The sequence below is a fragment of the Roseofilum sp. SBFL genome (assembly GCF_017746885.1).
In the GTDB taxonomy this organism is placed as follows: domain Bacteria; phylum Cyanobacteriota; class Cyanobacteriia; order Cyanobacteriales; family Desertifilaceae; genus Roseofilum.
In genome coordinates, this window is record NZ_JAGHZH010000175.1 from 49925 (window position 1) to 76829 (window position 26905).

Sequence of the window (26905 nt, forward strand, 5' to 3'; positions counted from 1 at the left end):
TCCTATTTATCTATCGCACCACGCAAAAAATAATCTGGAATTAACATAAATGAGTCTGTAGTTCTGGCAATCTAGAGCTAAGATAAGGGGTGATTTAAGCTGGACTAGCAAACCCATTGATTTCTTGGAGAAATCAAATCACAATCAAACCAGCTTAATTGAAAGGTCTGATGACCCCTCTTGATATAGTTAAATCATTTGAGACACGATTGGAGGAACTAACTCATGGCAAATTTTGATGCGTCCGCAGAAACACAAGATACAGTAATATCTGGAACTAACGATGTCGATAATATTACAGGAGGCAGTGGCAATGATGTTCTGACCGGTCAGAATGGTAATGACAATATTAAAGGAAATGCTGGAAATGATATTCTAAATGGAGACAATGGCAACGATAACCTTGAAGGCGGTGAAGGCAATGATGTCCTCAATGGTGGAAATGGTAACGATGTCCTCAAAGGTCAAGCTGGACAAGATATTCTCACCGGTAGTGATGGTAATGACAACCTTGAAGGCGGACTGGGTAACGATGCTCTAGATGGGGGCAATGGTAACGACACTCAAAAAGGTGAAGACGGTAATGATAAGCTTTTTGGAGGGTCTGGAGACGACAACCTAGAAGGGGGGGCAGGTCAAGATACCCTTGATGGTGGAGAAGGTAACGATCTAGTCCTCAAAGGTGGTGCTGGCAACGACATCATTTTAGGGAATGCCGGCAATGATAAGCTCGAAGGTGAAGAGGGGAATGACTTCTTAGATGGAGGAACGGATAATGATGAGCTTCGTGGTGCCAATGGCAATGATACCCTGCTAGGACAAGCGGGCAATGATTCATTATTTGGTGAAGCCGGTAATGACTCTCTCCTAGGTGGAGAGAATGACGATCGCTTAGAAGGGGGTGACGATAATGACTACCTTAATGCAGGAGCTGGTAACGACCAAATCCTCAAAGGAGGAAATGGAGATGACACCATCTTAGGAGAGGCTGGAAATGACAAGCTTGAAGGCGAAGAAGGCAATGATTCTCTAGATGGAGGAGCTGACAATGATGAACTTCGTGGCGGTAATGGCAACGATACTCTTCTAGGGCAAGCTGGTAATGACCAGTTATTCGGCGAAGGAAATGATGACTCCATGCTTGGTGGTGCCGGACAAGATGAACTAGAAGGTGCTGATGGTAATGACTACCTCAATGGGGGCGCTGATAATGATGGGAAACTCCAGGGTGGCAATGGAGATGACACCATCTTAGGAGAGGCTGGAGATGACAAACTCGAAGGTCAAAATGATAATGACTCCTTAGATGGTGGAGAAGGTAATGATGAACTTCGTGGCGGTAATGGCAACGATACTCTCCTAGGGCAAGCCGGTAATGACCGGTTATTCGGCGAAGGAAATGATGACTCCATACTTGGTGGTGCTGGACAAGATGAACTAGAAGGCGCTGATGGCAACGACTACCTTGATGGTGGAGCTGATAATGACACGAAACTTCAAGGAGGTAGTGGCAATGATACGATCCTTGGAGGTACGGGAGATGACAAACTCGAAGGTCAAAATGATAATGATAGCCTGATTGGTGGAGAAGGTAATGACGAACTCAGAGGGGGTTCAGGCAATGATTACCTCGAAGGTGGCGCAGGCACTAACCAAGTTTTTGGTGAGGATGGGGATGATACTCTAGTTGCCGGTGTAGATGGAAATGGTTCTACCTTTGATGGTGGCAATAATAATGACTGGATCTCGTTTGCCAAAGCAACGGTTGGCTTTACAGTCGATTTAACCGCTGGCACAGCAACCGGAACAGGCATTAGTTACACTCTTGCCAACATCGAAAGCGGGGTCATTGGTTCTGCTCAAGCAGATATGATTACCGCAGGTGCTACTGGCAATTTAACCCTGCAAGCTGGATTGGAGAGCGATACTTATAAGCTGACGACTACTAATGCCAAAGGCAGCAAGATTGATGATGCTGGCGGTACTCTAGATGTTCTGGAGATTGACAGCACGACTCTAGAAACTACTGGTCCAGGTCAAACTACGACCAATGGAAATATTGGGGTGTTTCGGGTAGACAATACCAGCACCAGTTTGATTATTGACTTGAACAATAACGGGACTTTTGAGGCTAATGATGATTTAGAGGTTCAAAACTTTTTCTCCACTACAGCCAATACTGGAGGAACTGGCTTAATTGAAAGGGTAGGTAACCTGAATGCTAGTGATATTTTGTCAACCTTTCCTTCTCCAACCCCAACCCCAACTCCAACCCCAACCCCGACTCCAACCCCAACCCCAACTCCAACCCCAACTCCAGGTATAACTGATCCAGTGGCTCCTCCATCGAATACTCCAAGTCCTACGCCAACACCCACACCCGGCCTGAACCCGGTTCCTGGAGCTTCAGGAGATGATTTTCTGACAGGAGGGACGGGTAGTGATAGCGTCCAAGGTTTGGATGGCAACGATCAACTTTATGGTCTTGGTGGTGATGATGTCATGACGGGTGATACGGGTAACGATCTCGTTAGTGGCAATACAGGTAATGATCAGATCTCGGGTGGTATCGGTAATGATACTGGATTTGGCGGTCAAGGGAATGATACCGTCAATGGCGATGAGGGTGATGATTCGTTGATGGGCGATCGCGGCAATGATACGGTTTCTGGTGGTACAGGTAACGATACCAGCTTCGGCGGCCAGGGCAATGACTCCCTCATTGGTGGTGATGGTAATGATGTCCTGAGTGGAGATGTTGGTACAGATACCTTACTCGGTGGAGCGGGTAACGATCTGTTTGTCCTCCGCACCAGTACAGCAAGTACCAGCGTGGCAACAGCCGATCTCATCCAAGATTATCAAGTTGGAGTTGATATTATTGGCTTAACCGGTAACTTGACCCCTGCTGCTTTGACGGTGACGATCAACGGTAACGATACGGTGCTGAGTATTACGGCAACCAACCAAATTTTAGGTGTTCTGACCGGTCAGTTTACGTTTCAACAGTTGACGTTTGCCTCGATTCAACTGCCGAATGGATTAGTTTAAGTTCCAAGCTAGTTGGGTAGGGGCGAAAAATATGCAAGCCCCTACTTTCGCTTTTACAACGAGGTCTCTACTACAGCGATCGCCGCTTCCAAGGCGATCGCCACGTGCGTCCAATGGGTTCCTCCCTGACAAAACACCACATAAGGTTCCCGCAACGGCCCATCTGCTGACAACTCGGAGGTACTCCCATCAATAAATGTACCCCCAGCCATTACTAACTCGCTCTCATATCCAGGCATTTCCCCCGGAACCGGATCGAGATAGGAACCTACGGGGGAAAATTGCTGAATTGCCCGGCAAAATGCCTTTAATTTCTCAGGTGAACCCAAACGAATGCCCTGAATCAAATCCCGTCGGGGAGCCAAAGGAGCGGGATTCACGGCATATCCCAGGCGATCGAACACATACCCGACCAAATAATTCCCCTTCAATGCCTCGCCCACCATCTGCGGAGCCAAGAATAAACCCTGATATAACAGGCGATGCTGGTCAAATGTAGCCCCTCCCGTACTGCCAATCCCAGGGGCTGTCAAGCGGCAAGCAGCCTGCTCTACGAGGTCAGAACGACCGGCCAGATACCCACCCGCCGTCACCAAAGTTCCCCCCGGATTCTTAATCAAAGACCCCGCCATCAAATCTGCCCCCACCTGTGTCGGTTCCTGCTCTTCTACAAATTCCCCATAACAGTTATCCACAAAACAGACTGTATCTGGATTTTGCGCCTTTACCCTTTCAACAATCTTGGCAATATCAGAAATCGACAAACTCGATCGCCAGGAATAGCCACAAGAGCGCTGAATCAACACCATCCGCGTCTGTGGTTTCACCCCTTGCGCTAGAGCCTCCCAATCAATTTCACCGTGAGGCGTTAACTCCAACTGACGATACTCAATCCCATACTCGATGAGCGATCCAGAGCCTTCACCCCGCAGTCCAATTACCTCCTCCAGGGTGTCATAGGGAGCGCCCGCAACCGAGAGTAGTTCATCCCCTGGACGCAATACCCCAAACAGGGCACAGGCGATCGCATGGGTTCCCGATACCAACTGCACGCGGGCGATCGCCCGTTCCGCTCCCATTACCTCAGCCAAAACGCGATCGAAGGTTTCGCGCCCTAAGTCATTATGACCATAACCCGTTACACTAGAAAAATGATGTACCCCCACTTTCTGCGATCGAAAAGCCTGCAAAACTTTTCGTAAATTGTGCTTGATTCGAGCATCCACGCTAGAAAAAATAGGGGCGAGTGCATGTTGTGCCTCTTGGATCTGTTCTAAGGGATTCATTTTTCTCTACTAATGGGTAAAGGGGCGCGATCGTTCCAAACAGCAGGATATCCTGCATTGTTATAAATTGAGATTACTGCATGAGTGTTGCCACAACCAATAAACATCCCCTAGATTGGGTCAACGTCAGCTACTTCCTATTAATTCACCTAGCGGCCTTGTTTGCTTTCCTGCCCAGTAACTTTAGTTGGTCTGCGATAGCATTAGCCTTAGCCCTCCACTGGATTACCGGTGGATTAGGCATTACCCTAGGATTTCACCGTTTAGTCAGCCATCGGAGTTTCCAAGCCCCCAAATGGCTAGAATACTTCCTCATTTTTTGCGGCAGTTTAGCCTGTCAAGGCGGTGTACTTGATTGGGTTGGACTTCATCGGATGCACCATCTTTATTCAGATACTGAAGCCGATCCCCATGATTCTAACGCTGGGTTCTGGTGGAGTCACATGGGATGGCTTTTACATATTATTCCTAAACGCAGTGAAGTCCCCCGGTTTACCAAAGATATTGGCGATGACCCAGTTTACCAGTTTTTACAAAAGAATTTTGTCCTGATCCAAGTTGCCTTTGGTCTCCTCTTGTATTTCTTAGGCGGTTGGCCTTTTGTCGTTTGGGGAATATTTGTCCGTTTAGCAGTTGTCTTCCATTGCACTTGGTTTGTCAACAGTGCTACTCATAAGTTTGGTTATGTTAGCCATGAAAGCCATGACCACTCCAAAAATTGCTGGTGGGTTGCCCTCGTTACCTATGGTGAAGGATGGCACAATAACCATCATGCCTATCAATATTCAGCTCGCCATGGTTTGCAATGGTGGGAAATTGATATCACTTGGATGACAATTCGACTGCTTGAGATGTTGGGATTAGCGACTAATATTAAATTAGAACCGAAATCCAGTCAATAGTTTATTAACAAGCGAATGGATTGAAGGGTTGCCTTTGAGCAACCCTAATTATTTTTAAAGTTTCATATCTTTGCCGTACTTCAAGGGATAATTCACGATAAATAAACCTTCAGGGTTCCTTTAGAGCATTATCAGGCTTTTCTCAGAATTGGGACTTAATCTGTAGGGGTGAGGGGAAGTTACTGGCACAGATGAGAGCATGTTAATTAAAAATTTAGGGCATCGATTTAAGTTTAAGTTTAACTCGCTACAATTTCGTCTCACCCTGGGTCTGGCAATCGTGTCTGGGATTGGATTAGGATCGGTTGCCATTGCCACAGGCTTAAAAATGCAGCAACAGTTGGTCTTAACCCATAAACAAAATATAGAATACATTGCCGAACGCTTACCGAATGATATCAAGATTTATAGCCAACGGTTTAGTCAGCGTGAAACCTTAGAAATGGTGATTCAAGATGTAAGCGCTGAAAATATTTTTTTGTGGATTCAAGCTCCAGATGGTGAAATTATTGCCCGATCGCCCAATCTCCAGCGATCGCTCGATCCCGAAAATGCCGATCTCCTCAACATTAGTAATGCTCCCATTCAACCGGAAGTCTACCCCTACAAAGGGCGCTATTTTGTTCTCTGTGCCGGTCCACTCAGGGTCAATGAGCAACACTTGGGTAAACTCTATCTGGCTCAAGATATCACCTCAGAGCAACAAATGCTGTTGGAGATGCTCAGAAATTTGATCGGGGTGAGCGTGTTCGCCTTGCTCCTGATTGTGATTATGATGGCGATCTATATTCGGCGATCGCTCGATCCGGTGCGTAAAATTAGTGAATATGCAGTTAAAATTTCGGCACAAGATTTAGGGGAAGTTTCCCTCAGCTTAGATCCGGCTCCTTCCGAACTGCAAGAGTTGACTAATACCTTAGATTTGATGCTCTCGCGCTTGTCTGAATCTTGGGAACATCAGCGGCAATTTGTCAGCAATGTTTCCCATGAGTTACGAACCCCGTTAACCATTGTTCATGGGTATTTGCAAAGTACCCTAAGACGAGGAAAAAATCTTACCGAACCTCAACGGGAAGCCCTGGAAACCGCAGCAGGAGAAGCCGATCGCACCATTCAATTGTTGCAAGACTTGTTGGAACTGGCACGGACGGATAATGGGCACATTCATTTTGAACTCGACAAGATATCCCTAACCGACTTAGTTTTAGAAGTCGTCGATATGGCGCAACAGTATAGCAACCGTAGTATAGAACTGGATTTAGGGGATTGGCCGGTGGAGATTAAAGGCGATCGCAACCGCTTAAAGCAAGTCTTGCTCAATTTAATCGATAACGCCGTCAAATATTCCGACCCCGACACCGTAATTACTCTGAAACTCGATAAAGAGAGCGATCGCGTTTGTCTGCAAGTGTGCGATCGCGGTGAAGGCATCCCCCTAGCCCATCAAGCCAGAATCTTCGAGCGCTTTTATCGCGTTGACGACGCTCGCGCCCGCTCCACCGGAGGAACCGGCTTAGGCTTATCCATTGTCAAAACTCTCATCGAAGGCATGGGAGGGCGCGTTACCGTCGTTTCTAAATTGGGAGAAGGCAGCACTTTTACCATCAGTTTACCATGGTATTAGAAACCGGGTTTTGAGCTTCATCTCCATCGCAGGTGGCATCTGTGGGCAGAAACCCGGTTTCTTTGCACTTTTCGCGATCTCCGCCTCTCCTGCACACCTTACAAATTCTGTAGGAGAGGGCTATTTTCCATAAATTTTCCCCATCATCCAGCAACAGACAAACGTCACCAGCAACCAAACCGCAGCGCACCCGAAGCCAACAACAGGATATGCCGGAATAGTGGGGGTGTGACTGGGAACACTCATCAGTTGCTGAATATGGGGGTCAACAAAGTTGGTTCCCAGGTTTTCCAGAGCTTCCCGTTGTCGATTTTTAGCGAGTTGTTCGGCATTGAGAAAGGGATTTTTATATTGGCTTTCCATTGCGTTCTTCTCCTGATTGTTCAACGTTTTTTCGGCGCTGAAATTACGGTAGGAAAAGCCAAATAGGAATAAAATTAGGGATAAATAGAATTCAAATAGAAAAATTCTATTTAGGCTGAAACCCAGTCTAGGACGTAGAAACCCGGTTTCTTGAAGAAACCGGGTTTCTGAGCCGAGTGGTATATAATGGAGAAAACTAAACTGTTGGGAAAATGAACAGAGAACGTCAACAGCAGTTTCTTGAATATCTCGCAGACCAGTACAAGTTTTATCGCGATCGGCGTGAGGTCTTCTTCGCTCGTTTCGATCCGGCGAATGCTGATAAACCTCATAATCAGTTGCACTTGTCTTTTGAAGACGGTTTGAACAAAAGGCAGAAGATTCAAGATGAATTACAGAATATTGGTGAACGTTTAAAGCAAGATGGCTGTGAAATTGTCAGCAAGAAAGGACGCGCTAAAAAAGGTGGAAGTCCTTGGGAGCAGGCCTATAACTGGTTATGGACGGTCAAGTTTCCGGAATGGGAAAAAGACCATGAACCCCCTGAAGAGGGAATCAACTGGAAAGACCTCTGTAACCGCGCCTTCTGGGAGGAGAAAACCCGGCGCAAGCGTGCCACGGAGAAGGGTCACGAGGTGCAGGTTTATGTGCCCTTGGGATTGGTGAAGCGCCAGCAGCAACCGCGACGGACGGGAGAAGAGATGCCGGGGGCGGAAGCGGGGATGCAGCAGTATCAACTGACGGAAAAGGAGATCGAAGAGCGCTACGAATACGAGAATTTTTTAGCGAAAGTTATCGGTAATGCGGAGAAAAATTTGGCCATTATTGGGGAGCCGGGGGCGGGAAAAACGACCTGGTTAGACCAGATTGGGCAGGATTTGATTAACACAGAACGTTATCCGATTTGGATACCCTTGGCGCGGTTGCAGGGGATGACGCTGGAGGCGTTTTTACTGGAGAAATGGTTAAAGGAAAATTTGCAAGTTTTGCAGCCGACACCGGAACAGAAGGATGAGTTTATTGAGTGGTTTAAGACGGAGAAGGTGTGGGTATTGTTGGATGGTGCAGATGAAATGTCTGCGGCTAATCCCGTGGTGGAGATTCGCGAGTCGTTGACGGGATGGGTGCAGCAAGCGCGGGTGGTGTTGAGTTGTCGGTTGAATGTCTGGGAAAGTAACCTGACAACGTTAGAGGGTTTTGAAACCTATCGCACGTTATGTTTTGAACGAGAGCAGGTGGAGCAGTTTATTACAGATTGGTTTAAGTGGGAGAAGGAACCGGAGTTAGGGAAACAGTTGGCGCAGAGGTTGCAGGAAGCGGAAAGTGCCCGGATTTTGGATTTGGTGAGAAATCCTCTACGGCTGTCTCTGTTGTGTAAAAGTTGGGTATTAAATCCAGGAATTTTACCCGTAACCAAAGCTAATTTATATGAACAGTTTTGCCGAGATTTTTACATCTGGAAACAGGATAAGTTTCCGACCACGTTTGTGCAGAGACAGCAGTTAAATCAACGGTTGGCCGAGTTAGCACTCAGAGGTATTAGAGAGAATGTGCTGTTTCGGGAAACTTTGGTGTATGAGGTATTGGAGGAAGAGGAATGGGTTAAGTTAGCCAAAGATGTCGGTTGGTTGAATTTTGTCTATCTCGATAATTACACTGAGGAGCCAGTTTATGCCTTTTTACATTTGACGTTTCAGGAGTATTTTGCCGCTTGTGCGGTGCCAATCTGGCACTGTTTTCTGCCCTCGGATCATTCGCCAGAACAGCCTTCGAGCCAACCCTATCGGATTTTTGAATCTCGTTGGCGCGAGGTAATTTTATTGTGGTTGGGACGTAGAGATGTTGAGCATGAGCAGAAGGAGGAGTTTATTGAGGCGTTGGTAAGTTTTGAGCATGGGATTGAAGAAAGATTTTATGAAGATCGAACCTATTTACTTGCGGCTGACGGGCTGGGACAGCTTGAAAATACTGAAAATACTAAATTAAGTGATGCTATTATTAGACAGATTATAGTCTCGGCATTTCATGATTTTGAGATTGGGCAAGGAGGATGGCAACCTTCTATTTATCCAATTGAGTTGATTTACGAGAAAACATTCTTAGCAACTAATAAAGATCGATTAATCGAAGAGCTATCGACCTTCATTACTTCTTCTGAATATTCTGCATACGCTCGTAGTAATGCTGCCAAATTTTTAGGGAAAATAGATCCGGGAAATCAAATAGCGATTTTGACTCTAATAGAGATCATGCAAACACCTGAGTATGATGGTATTTTTGAATATGCTGCCTATAACTTGGCAGAAATAGGTTTCGAGAATACAGATGCAATTGACTTTTTTATTTCAATTATTCAATCGTTTAGAAATTTCTATGTCCAGGACGAAGAGAGGGTTTGGCGAGCAGTTGAAATGCTGGGTTGGATAGGGCATGGTAATTGCAAAGCAATAAAAATATTGTTGAGTATACTAAAAGTAGGAAAAAGAAAATATAGAATATCTTTTTCTCAAGCGTCTGAAACTTTAAAGTTAATTGCACAAAATAATTATTATGCTATCTCTAGATTACAGCATATTCTGACTCATGATAGAGAATGCGATCGTCATGTAATTGCAAAAACTTTGGGACTTATTGATCCCCAAAATAAATTGGCTATTGCTGAGATGACTGAACTTTTAGAGATGACGGAAAATCCTGATGAACGTAGAGTAATTGCTGAAGATTTAGGGGAAATCGATCCAGGCAATGCTAAGGCGATTTGTGCATTGCTCAGTTTGATTCGATCTCCTAGAAGCAGTGTACAGATATTTTTTGTTTCTGATGCTGTGTCTAGTTTAGTGGAAATCGCTAATGGAAATCAGCAAGTAATTGAAGAATTATGTAATATCCTAGAAAACAATAATGATGAGTTCATTCGTGCGTCTATTGTAAAGCATTTATGGAAAATAGATCCCGATCATTTCCAATCTCTAGCCGTTTGTGAATTGGTTGATATCCTGAAAAAAACAGATCATTCACTCCTCCTCTTAAATTTACCACGAGACTTGGAGAAAATTGCCAAAGGAAATGCTGATGCGATCGCTGTCTTAATTGAAATGATGGTAACGACTGATAGTGAAAATATACGCAGAGGTGCCATTCATAGTTTAGGCCAGATTGCCCAAGGTCATTCTGATGCGGTCACGACTCTAAGTAATATTCTTGACTGCAATCAAGATGACCAAACGTTGTGGCAAGCTGCTGATAGTCTAAAAATGATCGATCCAGGAAATTCTAAGGCAATAGTCACTCTACTCAAGCTACTTATAACTAGCAAGCATCAACATACACCTAAAAATGCTGCTCAAAGTTTAAGCAATACGACTCTGAGTAATACACAAGAAAGAGGCATTGTATCTACTCTACAACGTCAGATCAACAATGAAACCTACGAGAACAACTCCGATCTATTCAACAACTGCTACGAACTCCTCTGGAATATTGCCCAAGATCTCCCCTACCCCGACTTCTACCGCGCTTGGCATCATCTCGACACTGCCCCCCATCCCGAAGTCGCAGACCAAACCCCGGTAGGCAAAACCGCCCTCACGGACACCCTCAACGCCCAACTCCTCGACCTCCCCAACCAACTGCACCCCACCCCCCACACCACTCCCGTCTGTGTGGATATCGAACACTTAACCGACTATACCAACAAGAACGAACTCGCAGAAGCCTTAAGTAACCCCATCTTTGAGCAGCTTTTTCCTGGGGAAATCGTGCCAGAAATTACCAATCGAGCGAAACTGCAAAGGCAACTCATGAACGCCAAACAACGCCTACCCCGCCCCCACATTGCCCTAATTTTGCACAACGGCGACCCCCAAGAGTGCCTCCTGCATCTGTGCCAGTTCCTCGCTCCCACCGTCTCCATTGCCGGCATTACCCATACTCCCCTCGATGCTCCCCTGCGCGGCTTCCCCCCAGATCGGGAGAACTTGGTCTCGGCGCTGCAATCTTGGCTAGAGTCCCTAGTGTGAAAAGAAACCAGGTTTCTAAGGACTTTCCTGATGGGATGCCAGATTGGGCAAGAAACCCGGTTTCTCTCTCTTCGTTATTACCGCAAAAATCGAGTAGTGACCACGAAAGTTCAAATTTAGATAAAATATCAGCAAATCCCCTCTTCTCTGTCAGCGCGATCGCTTGCCGACAGTTATCGATTTCCATACTGCCAATATTATAGGTATCATCAGAAGAGATGAATTGACTATAACCCAATATTTGATGCCGATTGGCGATCGCGAATGCCAATCTTAAGGATTAAACTGATAATCGCGCAGCCAAATCCGAATCGCCTCGGAAATGGCGGCTTCTCGACTCTCTGGTAAACGAAGCAACCGCTCCCCATCCGTCACCGCAGACAAGAGTAAGACTAACTCCCATCCCTGTTCAGTCTCGCTCAAAAATAGCCAATAATAGATCTGGCGATCCACAATAGTCAGTCCTTGATAGGTGCGCTCTAAGGAGGTGAGAAACACTTGGCGGGAATTTTCCGGAATCTCTTCTTCAAAGGGAAGAGGTAAAGGGTCAAAATCGGGTTTTCCCACCGTAATGACTGAGGGTAAAGGATTGGGTTTTATCCGGTCGCGCTGACGCTGAATCATCCGATTGGCATAACCGGGAAAATCCCGCACCATATCCTGGATTAACTGCTCAAAATTATCCCCATAGCGCTTCACGCTAGGGAATAGGGAATGGGGAATAGGGAATAGGATTGTGGTATATGGCTTTGGCGATGCAGCAGTGTCCTCCAATACAGCACTTTGTGCTGTATTGGTTGAGGCAACCCTAACTTCTGAACCTTCATACACAACCCAAGGATGTCCGAGGGTCAATTCCCAGAACAGCATTGGATTTAACCTGTAAGCTCATCAATAATCCGCCTCCAGGCTCCTTGGGGATCGGCAGCCGCTGTGATGGGCCTGCCAATTACCAAATAACTCGCCCCTGCTTTGAGTGCCTCTTGGGGAGTCATCACCCGTCGCTGGTCTCCCCCTTCTGCCCAAGTCGGGCGCACTCCTGGACAAACCAACAGAAACTCCTCACCACAGACGCGCCGTAGCCCAGCCGCTTCCTGGGGAGAACAGACAGCTCCCTGAATGCCCGATTCCTGGGCGAGTAGAGCCATCTGTAGAGCATATTCAGGCAACTCCACAGGCACTTTGAGATCGAAGGCTAAATCCCGCGAATTTAAGCTTGTGAGCAAGGTAATTGCTAAGAGATTCGGAGGGGATAATCCCGCCGATTCCGCCCCTTCTCTGGCGGCTTCTAGGGCACGCTGCAAGGCTGTTCGACCGGCTGCTCCATGGACAGTCAGTAGGTCTACCCCATAGCGTCCGGCGGCTCGACAGGCTCCAGCCATGGTGTTGGGGATATCATGAAATTTGAGATCGAGAAAAATGCGCTTGTGCCGTTGTTTGAGTTCATCAAGGATGCTGGGGCCGGTGCTGACAAATAATTCGAGGCCCACTTTCCAGAACTCGACATCAGGCAATCGATCCAAAAGAGCGATCGCTTCTTCCCGACTTGAAACATCCAACGGCACGATAATGCGGTGGCCAGCCGTCATACATTCCCCTCCTTATTTGACCAACCGCGCAAACTTGTTTTTACCAACCTGCAACACTTTGCCCTCCATCTCCTCAACTTCTTCAAACACTAAATTGGGATTGCTCACTTTTTCCCCAGCTAATTTTACCCCACCGCCTTGGATCAAACGCCTCGCTTCCGAAGACCCCTTCGATAATCCCGCCGCGCTGACAATGTAAAATAACTTGGCTGGAAACTCCACATTTTGCAAACTAAACTCAGGAATCGTTCCCGCTTCCCCTTGACTCAACGCTGCTTTTTGGGCTTCTAAAGCCGCTTCCTGCCCCTTATATTGAGTCACCACATCCAAGGCTAATACCTTTTGCCGTTCCCTAGGATTTTCGGGTAATTCATCCCAAGAAAGATCGGTCAACAACTCCACATAGTCTTGAATAATGGAATCCGGAGTTTTTTCCAACTTAGAATACATCGTGACTGAATTCTCCCACAGTCCCACATAATTGCCCAAGGATTTCGACATTTTCTGCACTCCATCCGTCCCCAGCAAAATCGGAACTAACAAACCAAACTGAGGTTTCAGTCCAAAATGGCGCTGTAAATCTCGACCCACGGCAATATTAAACTTCTGGTCAGTTCCTCCTAACTCCACATCAGCTTTGACTGCCACAGAATCATAGCCTTGCATCAGAGGATAGAGAAACTCATGCAGATAGATAGGGTTTTCCTGGCTATAGCGTTCAGCAAAGCCTTCTTTCGCCAACATTTGGCCCACCGTCATCGTGGCCAAAAGTTTTAAAATTTCACTTAAATCTAACTGGCTCAACCATTCCGAGTTATAGCGAATTTCCAAGCGTCTGGGAGTCTCAAAATCGAGAATAGGACGCAATTGATCCAAATAGGTTTGGGCATTTTCCTTCACCTGTTCGGCCGTTAATTGACGGCGTACCTCAGATTTTCCGGTTGGGTCACCAATTTGAGCGGTAAAATCACCAATAATCAAAACTGCTGTATGGCCAGCATCCTGAAAGGCTCGCAATTTCCGCACGGCAATACTATGACCGAGATGCAAATCTGTCCCAGTGGGATCGATGCCTAATTTTACTCTCAACGGTTGTCCGGACTGCTCAATGCGTCGTTGTAAGTTCTCATCAGGATCGTTGCTATCGGGGCGATCGGGAAAAATTTCACTTACACCGCGATGCAGCCAATTCCAGGTTGAGTTGATACTTGTCATGGGATCAGAAGTTCTATAATCCATTAATATTTTGCTAATCTCTGTAATAACTGTTAACAGTTATCGCGGGTACAGGTTAAACTATGGGTCAGTCCCCATTCATCTATCCCCTAAGACTCAAGGTCTGGTTCTTATCCCTATCCATTTGTTCGAGCTGAGGAAGTTAAATCATCGTGTCGTCTAATACTATCAGTCGTAAGCCATCTAAATCTATTACCCCGGCCCTTCAATTTGTCCAAGGTGTGGGCAAAGTGGCAGGGGGTACGATTTTGGGAGTGATGATGCTCACCAGTTCTATCTTTGCTGGAGGACTGGTGGGTTTGGCCTTAAGTTTTCGGAATCTGCCAGATGTCCGCAGCCTCAGAAGCTATATGCCAACAGAGACCAGCTATATCTACGATATTAATGGCGAACTGCTGACTCGGATTCATGATGAGGCGAACCGGGAAGTGGTGCCTTTAGAGCGGATCTCTCCCCACTTGAAACTGGCGGTACTGGCGATCGAAGATTCCCATTTCTACCAGCACAATGGGATTAATCCCAGTAGTGTCGGTCGGGCATTGTTAGCCAATATTGAGAAGGGAGGGATTCGAGAGGGGGCTTCCACCATTACGATGCAGTTGGTGAAAAACCTGTTTCTGTCTCCAGAGCGGCAATTGAGTCGGAAGGTCGCTGAAGCGGTTTTAGCCCTGCGCTTAGAGCAAATTCTGACCAAAGATGAGATTTTAGAACTGTATTTGAACCAGGTGTACTGGGGCCATAATACGTATGGGGTGGAGACGGCTGCCCAAAGTTATTTTGCCAAAGCGGCGGCGGATCTAACTTTGGCAGAATCAGCAATGATGGCGGGTTTGATTCAAGCGCCGGAGAGTTTTAGCCCCTTTGTGGATTATAAGTTAGCCAAACGACAGCAGGCGATCGTTTTGGGGCGGATGCGAGAATTGAATTGGATTACGGCTGAAGAAGAGAAAGAAGCAAAAGAACAGCCGTTATTAGTGGGACGGGTGACTTCTTTTGGTCAAAGTAAAGTGCCCTATTTAACGGAGGCAGTGATTCAAGAACTCTCAGACCGCTTTGGTCGCGATATGGTGGTCAAAGGGGGATTGCGGATTCAAACCACGATCGATCTGAGGCTACAACGAATTGCCGAGCAAACGGTTAAGGATTGGCATAGTCGCCTCTATAGCCGAGGTGTTTATTACGATTACGATAATGGACAATTAGCTCTTGTAGCGGTTGATCCTCGCACCCACTTTGTAAAAGCGATGGTGGGAGGGTTTGATTATGAAACCAGTCAATATAACCGAGCAGTGCAAGCGCAACGACAACCTGGATCTTCGTTTAAACCGTTTGTTTACTATGCGGCATTTGCTAGTGGCAAGTATACACCTGAGTCGGTGGTGAATGACTCGCCAGTCAGGTATCGGGATGGTAGTGGCTATTATTCACCCCAAAACTATGGGGGGAGTTTTTCTGGCGCGGTCAGTTTGCGTAAGTCTCTTGAAGTCTCTTTAAATGTGCCAGCGGTTAAGATTGGTCAAGCGGTTGGTCTGAATAAGGTCGTTGAAGTCGTCCGAAATTTGGGGATTAAAAGTCCCATGGACCCGGTAATTTCCTTACCCCTAGGATCGGTTGATTTAACGCCTTTAGAGATGGCTGGTGCGTTTGCGACGTTTGCGAACAATGGTTGGCATTCCCAGCCGACGTTTATTGCCCAAGTGATTGATAGCCATGGCAATGTTTTATTGGATAATACACCTAAGCCGAAGCTGATTCTCGATCCTTGGGCGGTGGCTTCTCTCAATAGTACATTGCAAGGGGTGATTTCACGGGGAACGGCTACTGGTGCTAGATTGGGTCGTCCAGCGGCTGGTAAAACGGGAACAACCACTTCGGAGCGGGATATTTGGTTTGTGGGTTATGTACCCCAATTGTCTGTAGCGGTTTGGGTGGGCAATGATGATTATAGACCTCTGGCTAAGGGAGTTACTGGAGGTACATTTGTAGCTCCGATTTGGCGCGATTTCATGCACAAAGCTTTGGCGAATGAACCGGTGGAGAAATTCCGTTCTCCAAGTGAATTTCCCCGACCACAGCCATAGGATGGGTTCAAGATTTACGATTGTTTTTCTAGTTCAGATTTCATCCGCTCTAGGGTGAAATTCATTTGATCGAACATTTGTTGTGGGGTGACTCCAAATTGGCCCAACTGGGTTTTGAGTTGTTCAACAGTCATTTGGGCCATGAAGTCTTCGGAGAGTTCAAAGCGTTTCATAAATACTTTATATCGATCCATTAAGGCTTCCATCTGTTCAATGAATAGCTTTTTCCCTTCTCGATCGAATTTGCCGTAGTCACTGCCAAGCTGGATCAGGGATTGATAATCCTCAAAGAGTTTCTTTGCTTCTTGTTGAACAATTTCTGAATCAAAAAATCCCATAGCTTTTTTTGGATAGGTTTACTAACGGTGTTAAGGGCATTGAGATGATGCACTGGTTTTATTCTAATGGAGTCGGAGGTTCGAGTAAAATTCGGTTTTCCGTATTTATAGGGGATAGGGGGCTTCAACTGCTCAAGTATTGCACAATGAAATAGAAAGACTATGAGCATCCTGGTTTTGTGACTGCTCTAAAAATGGACTATTTTAGTTGGGTCAAGGGACTAGGATGTGCTTGAGGCTGGAATGGGGGTAGCTTAACGGTGTTGAATAAGGAAAAGAGTCGAAAGGTGGGTATGATTTTGGCGTTTTCTGGGATGTTGATTCCGATCGCCGGATTGCATAAGTTTTATTTAGGTCAACCTTTATGGGGGGCGATCTATTTATTATTGTCTTGGACTCCAATTCCCCATGTGGCTAGCGCAATTGATGGCGTGTGGTATTTGGTACAAAATGATGAAGAATTTAACCAGAATTATCCCGGCCCGGTTCCTGTTATTCCAGGACTGAAAATCCCCCAAGTCAATTGGTCAAAGTTTTGGCCGAAGCAGGATTCTACACCAACTGGCCCGATCGCCGATCGAGTAGAGTCGGTAGCGGATGCCCTACGGGAGTTAGAGGCTTTGCGTCAAGAGGGACTGATTACTGAGTATGAGTTTGAACAGAAACGCCGCCAACTTTTAGACAAGATTGCTTAGAGTAAGGAGGCAATTTAGGCAGTTGGGGAAGTTTGGGCAATGCAGGAAGCGTCGGGAGGGGAGGTAGGGTAGGCAGAGACTGAAGACTGGGCAAGGAGGGGAGGGAGGCCCTGTGACCCCATATACTAGAGCGTTGTGACGGAACGGGCCAACCGAGGTGGGTGGGTTGTTGATAAATGCGTTTCAAGGTATTGAGGTCGCGAGAGGAGATGGGGGGAGGATTGGGCACTTGGGAGAAATAGAGCGCGTCGGTGGGTTCGGGAGAATGGCCCCAAATGCCGAGAGCATGGCCCAGTTCGTGACGAGCAGTGGCGAGGGTATATTCTGAGGTTTGATTTGGAGTCAGGAAGATTTCACAGCGATGGAGCAGGTATTCCCGATCGGGCTGATGAGGAGGAGAGTCAAGATAGAGTTCATAGTTAGTGGTAGCCGATCGCACTCGTCCAAGCTGACCATCGGGGCCGAGTTTGAGGGGAGGGCGCTGTCGGTGAATGATGATATGGGATCGATCGGGGCGATCGCTAATTTCTAAGGGAAAATAGGCTTGCCATTCCTCAATGGCACGGGTGACGGCTTCAACCCAACGCGGATCGGGGGTATTGACATCCAGAGACACTTGTACGGGGAATTCAGACCAAATTAAATACCCAATTTTGAGGGGTTTAATCGCTTCAAAATAGTCTCCGAGTTCTTCCGGATCGTGCCATTGGGCTAAAAGGGAGGGGAGGGGATGGGCTTGTGGTGGAGAAACCCTAATTCTGGGGGGAAGGGCTAGAATGGTTGTACAAGAAAAGACCGCCAACAGGACTGTGGCGATCGCGTAAGCGATGGGTCGTATCATCATGCCCATCCAAGATCTTAAGCATAGACCTTGACGGAAAAGGTTTAACCTTTTGGCTATCCATCGCCAAGGAGCCATGGCATTAACCAACAGGTTCTAACCATCCAGCGCTTAACACTACCGTTAAGCCAAGAAAGAGAACGGTTAAAGCCCAGGTTGTCCGATTTAAGGTTGTTTCAGCACTTTTAGCACTGGTAAATAACTGGGCTTGGCCGCCAATACCGCCAATACCGTCTCCTTTCGGACTATGGAGAAGAATTAAGACCACCAGACTAAAGGCTGAGATGGCCCAAACAATTTGTAGGATACTGACAACACTCATAGGGTGAAATGGAATAAACAATCATGGAATAATGAAGTGCGGGTTTACCGAGAGAGGGAAACCGGCGATCGATTGGGTTGCACTTCATAGACAGGGTTCTGAAACATAGATTTCCCAGTCATTTCCTTAGGTTGAGGAATTTGTAGAATTTCCAGGATGGTAGGGGCAATGTCTGCCAAACAACCATCGCTTCTCAAGGCAACATTGTTGCCATGGCCAGGAATTTTACGCTTTTCACCTTCAACCAGGATAAAAGGCACGGGGTTCGTCGTATGGGCTGTCCAAGGATTCCCTTTCTCATCGTACATGAGTTCGGCATTGCCATGGTCGGCAATAATAATCGTGGTTCCTCCGACTTTACCGATCGCCTCGATCAGATGACCTAAGCAGCGATCGACCGTTTCAATCGCCTGAACGGCTGCATCCATCATTCCCGTATGACCCACCATATCTGGATTGGCATAATTAATCACTACCATAGAATAAACTTGTTCTTCGATGGCAGCAATGGCTGTTTCTGTGACGGCTTCGGCAGACATACTCGGCTGTCGATCGTAGGTGGGAACCTGGGGAGAGGGAATTAATTCTCGGTCTTCTCCTTCTACTGGATCTTCGAGTCCCCCATTAAAGAAATAGGTTACATGGGCATATTTTTCGGTTTCTGCACTGCGAAACTGTCGTAGTCCTTGTTGGGCCAAAACTTCTGCCAAAATATTGTTCAGGTTTTGGGGTTCAAAGGCCACAGATACCGGCAGACTCGCATCATATTGGGTAAACGTAACGAAAGACAGGGGATCGATGATAGTCCGCTCAAATCCGTCAAAATCAGGATCGACAAAGGCTTGGGTAAGCTGCCGAGCGCGATCGGGGCGGAAGTTAAAAAAGATTATGCCATCCCCCGGTTCTACTGAACCTGGAGCGCAACGGACAGGGATCGCAAACTCATCGGTGATTCCTTGCTCATAGGATGCTTTTAAGAGTGAGATCGCGTCCCCTTGAGCAGTAATGGTATCGTCGATCAGGACTTGATAGGCTTTTTGCACCCGATCCCATCGGCGATCGCGATCCATGGCATAATAGCGGCCCATGAGGGTGACAATTTTCCCAACTCCCATGCAGTTGAGTTCTGCTTGCAGTTTTTCCAGGTTTTTCACCCCATCAGTGGGATAGGTGTCACGACCATCCATGATCGCATGAATACAGACTTGTTCAATCTCCTGTGTTTTGGCTAGTTTTAGTAATCCCAATAGATGGTCTAGGTGGGAATGAACCCCTCCGTCTGAGCAAAGTCCAATCAGGTGGAGTTTGCTAGAGCGGGATTTGACTTGCTCACAAACCGTTTGTAAAGCGGGGTTCTCTTGTAGGGAACCTTCTTCTACTGCATCACTAATGCGAAGCAGTTCTTGTTTTACAATTCGGCCTGCGCCAATGTTCATATGACCCACTTCTGAGTTACCCATTTGCCCTTGAGGTAACCCGACAGCTTTTCCAGAGGTTTGAATTAAGGTATTGGGGTAAGCTGCCTGTAGGCTATCCATTATGGGTGTTTTCGCGACGGCAATGGCGTTTCCGTCGGTGGCTTCACGGTAACCCCAGCCATCTAAAATGACCAGCACCACAGGAGATATCGGTGCTTTTGCCATAACCTCTTCACCCTTTTGCTGAATTTCTGTGCCCATCATACCATCAGTGTGAAAAAGCTGCTGCTTAAATTGCTGTAGAGGTGAAAGTTAATTGAAAATGGGAAGCTAAAATTAAGGGAGTTAGTTTAAGGTGTCGATAGTAAACAAGATGCGTTTTTGCACTTGTATTCTTCATGGTAATCAGGATCTTCTGGGTGGATAAAAGGCTATGAGCTTATTGGTTAAACGGGCGATCGCTTATCTGGGTGTATTTGTTATGGGAAGTAGTGCAGGTTGGCTAGGGAGCCGATATCTGGAGCGAGATCGGGTTTTAAGCTATTCCGATTCTTCTGCGGTTCCTGTTGTGTTGCCTCCTTTACCTCAACCTTCGGCGATCGCTAAATCAACGGAGCCTATCCCCACTAATTTTATTGCTAGAGCGGTGGAAAAAGTAGGCCCAGTCGTAGTCAGAATTGATGCCACTCGACGAGTAAAATCTCGGATTTCTCCACCATTTCGCAATCCGTTATTGGATCGGTTCTTTGGAGACGATATCCCTACTGAACCCGAACGGTTGGAGCGGGGAACGGGATCGGGCTTGATTTTGAGTACCCAAGGACAATTGATTACTAATGCCCATGTGGTTGAAGGTGCAGATGTAGTAGATATTACGCTCCGGGATGGGCGAACCTTTCAGGGAGTGGTCTTGGGTAGAGATCGGGTAACGGATATTGCTGTGGTTAAAATTGAGGCTCAGGGCTTGCCTGTGGTAGAAATCGGTGGCTCAGAGCCTTTAGTACCAGGACAGTGGGCGATCGCCATTGGCAATCCGTTAGGCTTAGACAATACGGTGACGGCTGGGATTATTAGTGCCACGGGGCGATCGAGCGCTCAAGTCGGAATTCCGGATAAGCGCGTGCGTTTTATTCAAACTGATGCCGCCATTAATCCAGGAAATTCCGGAGGACCCTTATTAAATGAGCAGGGCCAAGTGATTGGCATTAATACAGCCATTCGTGCTGATGCCCAAGGATTGGGATTTGCCATTCCCATTGAAACCGCCCTACGGGTCGCCGATCAATTATTTACTACGGGTACAGCAGAACATCCATTTTTGGGCATTCAAATGGTGGATTTAACCCCTGCCGCCAAATCTTTATTGCAACAACAGCAATTCCCGATCGCCGAAAGCCTCAATGAAGGAGTGATTATTACAGGAATTGTCAAGAATTCTCCAGCGGAAAATTCCCAATTACAACCTGGAGATATTATTCTGAGAGTTGATGGAATTCCCGTACAAAAGGCCACAGAAGTCCAAGAGCTAGTAGAAGAATCTACCGTGGGCGAATTATTGTTTTTAGAAGTTAACCGAGCCGGTCAGAAAGTGGAGATTTCTATTCGCCCTGGAACCTTGCCCCAGTCTCAACCCTAAGCCTGGTCAATTGACCACAGCGTTCCGGATGAGAGGAATCCATCGAAGTAGGGGATCAAAATCAAGAATTAATCGGATTTTATTGCCACAAAGAACCCATGGTTGATTATTATAAAGGTTGGATTATTCAAGTTTTTTTCGACGAACAATATTGGCACGTAGATCTAATGAGTCCAAAAGGAGATTATTCCGGAATGGGGTGTTTAGTCGGCATTCATTTCGATCCCTTTTCTGCTCTTCAGGAAGCTCGCGATCGCATTGACCGACGAAATGCTTGGACAAGCCTGGAGCAGGTCTTAGCCGAGTTTCGTGATTGTGGCTTGATTTCTGACACCGAATGGGATTATTTAAGGGACTCCTTAACCTGTTGGGTTGTACAGTAATGGAACAGGAATAGGGACTAAGTTAGGTGAATTCAAAGAAATTCGCGGTTGCTATAATCCTTGATTGGAGGCGCAGTTGAGCAATCTCCGGTTGACATGTGTATAGAAAAAGTGATATAGTTATAGACTATTTTGAGATAGTCTATGCCTCGTTCCAGTCAACCCATTCAACTGCCAACCCTAAAAGATGAAGCTCTTTGGCTTCATGCTTTAACCCATCGCTCTTATACGAATGAGCATTCAGATATCCTAGAGGATAACGAAGCATTAGAGTTTTTGGGAGATGCCGTTTTAGGGTTTTTAGTCAGCGAACTCATTTATAAGCGCTATGGCAGTTCCGTAAACATTACAGAAGCTCAAATGACACGATTGCGTTCTAAATTAGTCGATGAAAAGCAATTAGCGCGATTAGCCGAAGAATTAGGTATAGGTGAACTGATGCGTTTAGGGAAAGGGGCAATCCAAAACAATGCCCAGAACAATCCGGCTTTACTCAGTGATACATTAGAAGCAATTATTGGTGCATATTATTTAGATACCGGTATCGTCAAAGTGCGGCAGTTTGTAACTCGTTTGTTTACAGACATTGCTGATGATTTGATAGAGTCATCGGACGATCAAACCCTTCCAAATTTAATCGATAGTAAAGGAAAATTTCAGCAATGGGCATTGAAAGAATATCAACAAACACCAGAATATAAATTAGTCAAAGAAGCGGGAGAAGATCATGAGAAAATTTTCTGGGTTGAAGTTTGGGTAAAGGGGAAAAAGTATGGAGAAGGTCAAGGTCGTCGCAAAAAGGAAGCAGAGAAAAAAGCCGCTGAAGATGCCTTGCAGCATGTTGGTGGTTAGATCAATGAAAATGGGTAAGGGTTGGGTACAATTGCTTCTAGCAAGGATAATATAGAATCTATAAGGCGACCATTACCTGTTCCCTATCCCTCATTCCCAGCACAAAGCCCTATATTTTCATCTTCTACTCAGCAGAATTTCAGATTAAATTCACCAGAATGAATTATTCTATATCTTAGCTCAGAGTTGGGGAAAATGGAGTTAATCAGATGAACAGGGGTCTAGGTCAACGAGCGATCGCCTTAATCTTAATTGCATCTGGTGTTGCCTTAACGATTATCGTTCTGCAAGGGAAAAATATGCAGGACTTGCTCAAAACCCTACTGATCTCGATTCAATATTCTCAACAGGGTATTATCGCTTATATTCTCTTGTATAATCTTGCCACTGTACTATTAATTCCCGCTGTCATTTTAACCCTGGGTGGTGGTGCAATCTATGGCGTATTCTGGGGATCGGTTTATGTATTTATCGCTTCCACATTAGGAGCAACCCTGGCATTTCTATTAGGACGGTATGTTTCCAGGGATTGGGCAATCCGCAAACTCTCCCAATATCCCAAATTTCTTGCCCTCGATCGGGCAGTTGTTAAATCTGGATTTAAGATTGTATTATTAACTCGCTTATCTCCTATTTTTCCCTTTAATTTGCTCAATTATACCTTTGGAGTGATGCAAGTTTCTCTTCAAGATTATGTTTGGGGATCGATCGGTATGATTCCGGGTATTGTCGGTTATACTTATATTGGCTCTTTAATTGGGGATGTTACCCAATTAGGGAATTCCAGTCTGGATTTAGGGATCAGAGGACAGATGGTTCAAGGTACAATTTATGCGATCGGGACTTTAGCGACGTTAAGCTTGATTATTTATGGTTCAAAATTAGCTCAGAAAACATTAGAAGAAAGCCTATAGATCGAGGTGAATTCTATTTTTTATATTCCTCATTCCCCATTACCAGCCCATAGCGCTATATAACAAATTGTTACGAAAAACCCCCTAGATAGGTGACGTTTGCCCCCTTCAGTTGAGAGAATAGAGTGTGTGTTCGAGTTAAAACCTGAACGTCTCTATGAATGTTAATGAATTTCTAGACCGTTATGCCGCAGGGGAACGCTATTTTAAAGACGTTGACCTGTTCCGAGCTGAATTGAGTAGTGCTAGTTTACCCGGAATTCGCTTATTGCGAGCGGATCTATTTGCTGCGAATCTGTTTCGGATTAATCTATTAGGTGCTGATTTGTTTCGCGCTCGGTTAATTCGAGCCAATTTGTACTGTGCTAATTTGAGTGGAATTAATCTCAGTGAAGCAGATTTAATTGGTGCAGATCTTCGAGGCGCGGATTTAAGTGGTGCAGATTTAAGTAGCGCGGATTTAACTGGCGCAGATTTAACCGATGCTAATTTAAGCTATGCTGATTTAAGTCTGGCTAGTTTATGTCGGGCGAACTTAACAAATGCCCAATTCGACACAGCCAAGTTGGAGAAAACAGACTTGAGTAAAGCTGTTATGCCAGATGGGGGAAAACATCCTTAAGAAAAAAGATCGGAACAAGGCAGAGGGCTTTAAATCACCTTGTTACGGCGATCCAGAACAGTGGGTTAAGTACAGCATAATTAGGGTATCTTCTGACATCTACACTTCAAAATTATGTAACTATAATTGAAATTAGATTATGTCAAGTCAATTTTTTTCCCAAGATAATGATGTGATGAACGTAGATCCTGGCAGTCAGGAAAGTCAGGTAGAAGCCTTAAAACAGGATTTTATCCGTAATCTGCATTGTATTCAAGGGAAAACGATTAATTTATCCACGCCCCATGATTATTATATGGCTCTGGCGTATACGGTGCGCGATCGCCTCCTGGATCATCGCCTCAATACCAGCAGTCGCTACCGCAAACATCAAGCCAAAACCGTCTATTACCTGTCCGCAGAGTTTCTCATGGGTCGCCAATTGAGTAATAATTTACTCAATTTGGGCATTTATGACGATACAGTAAAAGCCTTAACGCAATTGGGCTTAAACCTACAAGATTTGGTCGTTTTAGAAGCAGAACCCGGTTTAGGCAATGGGGGATTAGGTCGATTGGCTGCCTGCTTTTTAGATTCATTGGCTACCTTAAGTTTGCCCGCGATCGGGTATGGAATTCGCTATGAATTTGGCATTTTCGATCAACTGATTATCAATGGGGTGCAAATAGAACGTCCTGATAAATGGTTACGCTATGGAAACCCTTGGGAGGTGTATCGTCCAGAAGCCAGTGTGCGGGTGAAATTTGGCGGCTATACGGAATTTCACCCTGATGAATCTGGGCAAATGCATGTTCGCTGGATTGGCGATCGCGAAATTACTGGAACGCCCTATGATACTCCTGTCCCTGGATATCAAAATCAGACCGTCAATCGGTTACGATTATGGCGAGCTTATGCCACGGAAGAACTTGATTTTGCTCAATTCGATCGCGGAGATTATATAGGAGCTGTATCGGATAAAATTTTCTCAGAAAATATTTCTAAAGTTCTCTATCCAAATGATAATACTTATCAAGGTAAACAGTTACGTCTAGAGCAACAATATTTCTTTGTCAGTTGTTCTCTACAAGATATCATTAACCGCTATCGACGGCAATATGAGAATTTCGATCATTTCCATGAAAAAGTGGCCATTCAGCTTAATGATACCCATCCCTCCATTGGTGTAGCCGAGTTGATGCGGCTATTAGTGGATGAGTACAACTTGGGCTGGAATAGAGCTTGGTATATTACCAAGCATGTTTTTGCCTATACGAATCATACCCTACTTTCGGAAGCGCTGGAAACTTGGCAGGTGAGTTTATTTGAGTCGTTGCTCCCCAGGCATTTAGAAATCATTTATGAAATTAATCAGCGATTTTTAAATGAAGTTCGTTCTCGATATCCAGGGGATTTAGAGCGGTTATCGCGCATGTCTTTAGTGCAGGAAGATCCAGAGAAAAAGATTAGAATGGCCCATTTAGCTTGTGTAGGTTCCTATTGCATTAATGGGGTGGCACAACTGCATACTGATTTGTTAAAAGCTCAAGTTTTACCTGATTTTCACGACTATTGGCCGCAAAAGGTTCAAAATAAAACGAATGGCATTACACCAAGGCGCTGGTTGCTGTTGAGTAATCCCCAATTGTCTAAATTAATTTCCTCAAAAATTGGCCAGGACTGGATTACGGATTTAGATCAATTGCGAGGGATAGAACCTTATGCTGACGATCCTGAATTTCAACAGGAATGGCAACAGATTAAATATGACCATAAGGTGGCTTTAGCCGAGCATATTTTGTTGTTTAATGATTTAGAAGTGAATCCAGATTCTTTGTTTGATATTCAAGTGAAGCGGATGCACGAGTATAAGCGTCAACTGTTGAATGTGTTGCATATTATCACGTTGTATTATCGGATTAAGCAGAATCCTGGGTTAAATCTCGTCCCTAGAACGTTTATTTTCGCCGGGAAAGCCGCTCCAGGGTATTTTATGGCAAAAATGGTGATTCAGTTGATTAATGCGGTCGCAAGGGTGGTGAATCACGATCCAGAAGTGGGCGATCGCCTAAAAGTCGTATTCCTGGCAGGCTATTCCGTTTCCTTGGGACAAAAAATTTACCCAGCCGCCGATCTCTCAGAACAGATTTCCATGGCAGGAAAGGAGGCATCGGGGACGGGAAATATGAAATTCGCCCTCAATGGTGCAGTCACTATTGGTACATTAGATGGGGCAAATATTGAAATCCGGGAAGAAGTGGGAGAGGAGAATTTCTTCTTGTTTGGTTTAACTGCATCTCAAGCGCAAGCACTAAAAGCAAAGGGATACGATCCGAAATCCTATTATCACTGGAATCGCGAACTGAAAATGGTGATGGATGGAATTGCGAAAAGAGAGTTTTCACCCGAAAATCTGGAGTTATTTCAGCCTATTATTGATTCCTTATTGGATCGGGATGAATATTTGCTCTTTGCTGATTATGCAGATTATATCAACTGTCAAGAACGCGTCAGTCAAGCCTATCAAGATCGGGCAAGCTGGACAAGAAAATCGATTTTGAATACGGCGAGGATCGGTAAGTTTTCTAGCGATCGCGCGATCGCCGAATACGCGAGAGATATTTGGCACATTCACCCGGTTTATTCATCTTAGCAATTAGGCAATAGGCAATAGAAAGTGGCCTAATATCATTCCTGTATCATGTTGCGCTTAACAAGGGACTTTTAAGCCCCTTGCCTCTCACAATACCTTCG

The 26905-nt window shown here is 45.7% G+C and carries 21 protein-coding genes; 12 read left to right on the forward strand and 9 right to left on the reverse strand.

The genetic code is table 11. The features are described 5' to 3' along the window. The first annotated feature begins 225 nt into the window (after positions 1 to 225). Positions 226 to 3051 carry a calcium-binding protein gene (locus tag J7545_RS18975; protein WP_318701332.1) on the forward strand — a complete coding sequence of 942 codons (2826 nt, stop codon included), beginning with the start codon at positions 226 to 228 and terminating at the stop codon, positions 3049 to 3051. A 53-nt stretch (positions 3052 to 3104) separates the two neighbouring features. On the opposite strand, the gene J7545_RS18980 is transcribed toward J7545_RS18975, so the two are convergent. Continuing rightward, positions 3105 to 4337, reverse strand: a complete 1233-nt coding sequence (locus J7545_RS18980) for a methionine gamma-lyase family protein (protein ID WP_318701333.1) — start codon at positions 4335 to 4337, stop codon at positions 3105 to 3107. A gap of 80 nt (positions 4338 to 4417) precedes the next feature. Here J7545_RS18980 and J7545_RS18985 point away from each other — a divergent pair, with 80 nt between their 5' ends. Both J7545_RS18985 and J7545_RS18990 read left to right on the forward strand, forming a co-directional pair. After that, positions 4418 to 5239, forward strand: a complete 822-nt coding sequence (locus J7545_RS18985; RefSeq protein WP_318701334.1) for an acyl-CoA desaturase — start codon at positions 4418 to 4420, stop codon at positions 5237 to 5239. Positions 5240 to 5438: 199 nt separating this feature from the next. Beyond that, positions 5439 to 6863 (forward strand): sensor histidine kinase, encoded by a 1425-nt coding sequence (locus tag J7545_RS18990; protein ID WP_318720007.1) that lies wholly within the window; start codon positions 5439 to 5441, stop codon positions 6861 to 6863. Between the two features lie 120 nt (positions 6864 to 6983). Here the strand turns inward: J7545_RS18990 and J7545_RS18995 are convergent, their stop codons facing one another. Next, the gene (locus J7545_RS18995; RefSeq protein ID WP_318702198.1) at positions 6984 to 7226 is read right to left on the reverse strand and encodes a hypothetical protein; all 243 of its coding nucleotides are present in this window, start codon (positions 7224 to 7226) and stop codon (positions 6984 to 6986) included. Between the two features lie 212 nt (positions 7227 to 7438). On the opposite strand from J7545_RS18995, the gene J7545_RS19000 reads away from it, so the two are divergent. After that, the gene (locus J7545_RS19000; RefSeq protein WP_318702199.1) at positions 7439 to 11245 is read left to right on the forward strand and encodes a HEAT repeat domain-containing protein; all 3807 of its coding nucleotides are present in this window, start codon (positions 7439 to 7441) and stop codon (positions 11243 to 11245) included. A gap of 273 nt (positions 11246 to 11518) precedes the next feature. Here J7545_RS19000 and J7545_RS19005 read toward each other — a convergent pair whose 3' ends face one another. Genes J7545_RS19005 through tyrS form a run of 3 tightly spaced genes read right to left on the reverse strand, consistent with a single transcriptional unit; the run spans position 11519 to position 14049 of the window. Beyond that, positions 11519 to 12115, reverse strand: a complete 597-nt coding sequence (locus J7545_RS19005; RefSeq protein WP_318720008.1) for a hypothetical protein — start codon at positions 12113 to 12115, stop codon at positions 11519 to 11521. 5 nt (positions 12116 to 12120) lie between these two features. Beyond that, the gene (pyrF, locus tag J7545_RS19010; protein ID WP_318702201.1) at positions 12121 to 12834 is read right to left on the reverse strand and encodes an orotidine-5'-phosphate decarboxylase; all 714 of its coding nucleotides are present in this window, start codon (positions 12832 to 12834) and stop codon (positions 12121 to 12123) included. A gap of 12 nt (positions 12835 to 12846) precedes the next feature. Continuing rightward, complete coding sequence (gene tyrS, locus J7545_RS19015) at positions 12847 to 14049, reverse strand: tyrosine--tRNA ligase (RefSeq protein ID WP_318702203.1); 1203 nt, start codon at positions 14047 to 14049, stop codon at positions 12847 to 12849. Between the two features lie 173 nt (positions 14050 to 14222). Between tyrS and J7545_RS19020 the strand changes: the two genes are divergently transcribed. Beyond that, entirely contained in the window at positions 14223 to 16151 is a 1929-nt protein-coding gene (locus tag J7545_RS19020) for a penicillin-binding protein 1A (protein WP_318702204.1), read from the forward strand. A gap of 14 nt (positions 16152 to 16165) precedes the next feature. Here the strand turns inward: J7545_RS19020 and J7545_RS19025 are convergent, their stop codons facing one another. Then, the gene (locus J7545_RS19025; RefSeq protein ID WP_271936189.1) at positions 16166 to 16489 is read right to left on the reverse strand and encodes a DUF1825 family protein; all 324 of its coding nucleotides are present in this window, start codon (positions 16487 to 16489) and stop codon (positions 16166 to 16168) included. Positions 16490 to 16749: 260 nt separating this feature from the next. Between J7545_RS19025 and J7545_RS19030 the strand changes: the two genes are divergently transcribed. Next, complete coding sequence (locus tag J7545_RS19030; protein WP_318702205.1) at positions 16750 to 17184, forward strand: NINE protein; 435 nt, start codon at positions 16750 to 16752, stop codon at positions 17182 to 17184. On the opposite strand, the gene J7545_RS19035 is transcribed toward J7545_RS19030, so the two are convergent. From J7545_RS19035 to gpmI, 3 genes are all read right to left on the reverse strand, one after another. Beyond that, complete coding sequence (locus tag J7545_RS19035; RefSeq protein WP_318702207.1) at positions 17129 to 18028, reverse strand: hypothetical protein; 900 nt, start codon at positions 18026 to 18028, stop codon at positions 17129 to 17131. The genes J7545_RS19030 and J7545_RS19035 overlap by 56 nt on opposite strands. A 79-nt stretch (positions 18029 to 18107) precedes the next feature. Beyond that, positions 18108 to 18347 (reverse strand): preprotein translocase subunit SecG, encoded by a 240-nt coding sequence (gene secG, locus J7545_RS19040; protein WP_271936181.1) that lies wholly within the window; start codon positions 18345 to 18347, stop codon positions 18108 to 18110. 44 nt (positions 18348 to 18391) lie between these two features. Next, entirely contained in the window at positions 18392 to 19990 is a 1599-nt protein-coding gene (gpmI, locus tag J7545_RS19045; RefSeq protein ID WP_318702209.1) for a 2,3-bisphosphoglycerate-independent phosphoglycerate mutase, read from the reverse strand. A 208-nt stretch (positions 19991 to 20198) separates the two neighbouring features. On the opposite strand from gpmI, the gene J7545_RS19050 reads away from it, so the two are divergent. From J7545_RS19050 to J7545_RS19075, 6 genes are all read left to right on the forward strand, one after another. Next, positions 20199 to 21401 carry an HhoA/HhoB/HtrA family serine endopeptidase gene (locus tag J7545_RS19050; protein ID WP_318702211.1) on the forward strand — a complete coding sequence of 401 codons (1203 nt, stop codon included), beginning with the start codon at positions 20199 to 20201 and terminating at the stop codon, positions 21399 to 21401. A gap of 98 nt (positions 21402 to 21499) precedes the next feature. Next, positions 21500 to 21784 (forward strand): hypothetical protein, encoded by a 285-nt coding sequence (locus J7545_RS19055; protein WP_318702212.1) that lies wholly within the window; start codon positions 21500 to 21502, stop codon positions 21782 to 21784. A gap of 144 nt (positions 21785 to 21928) precedes the next feature. Further along, on the forward strand, positions 21929 to 22636 hold the full coding sequence (rnc, locus tag J7545_RS19060; RefSeq protein WP_318702214.1) for a ribonuclease III: 708 nt from the start codon (positions 21929 to 21931) through the stop codon (positions 22634 to 22636). 209 nt (positions 22637 to 22845) lie between these two features. Beyond that, positions 22846 to 23550, forward strand: coding sequence for a TVP38/TMEM64 family protein (locus J7545_RS19065; RefSeq protein WP_318702216.1), 705 nt, complete (start codon positions 22846 to 22848; stop codon positions 23548 to 23550). Between the two features lie 157 nt (positions 23551 to 23707). Next, positions 23708 to 24172: a pentapeptide repeat-containing protein gene (locus tag J7545_RS19070; protein WP_318720009.1), complete on the forward strand. Its 465-nt coding sequence runs from the start codon at positions 23708 to 23710 to the stop codon at positions 24170 to 24172. Positions 24173 to 24347: 175 nt separating this feature from the next. Continuing rightward, positions 24348 to 26804, forward strand: a complete 2457-nt coding sequence (locus J7545_RS19075) for a glycogen/starch/alpha-glucan phosphorylase (RefSeq protein ID WP_413038554.1) — start codon at positions 24348 to 24350, stop codon at positions 26802 to 26804. Positions 26805 to 26905: the final 101 nt, after the last annotated feature.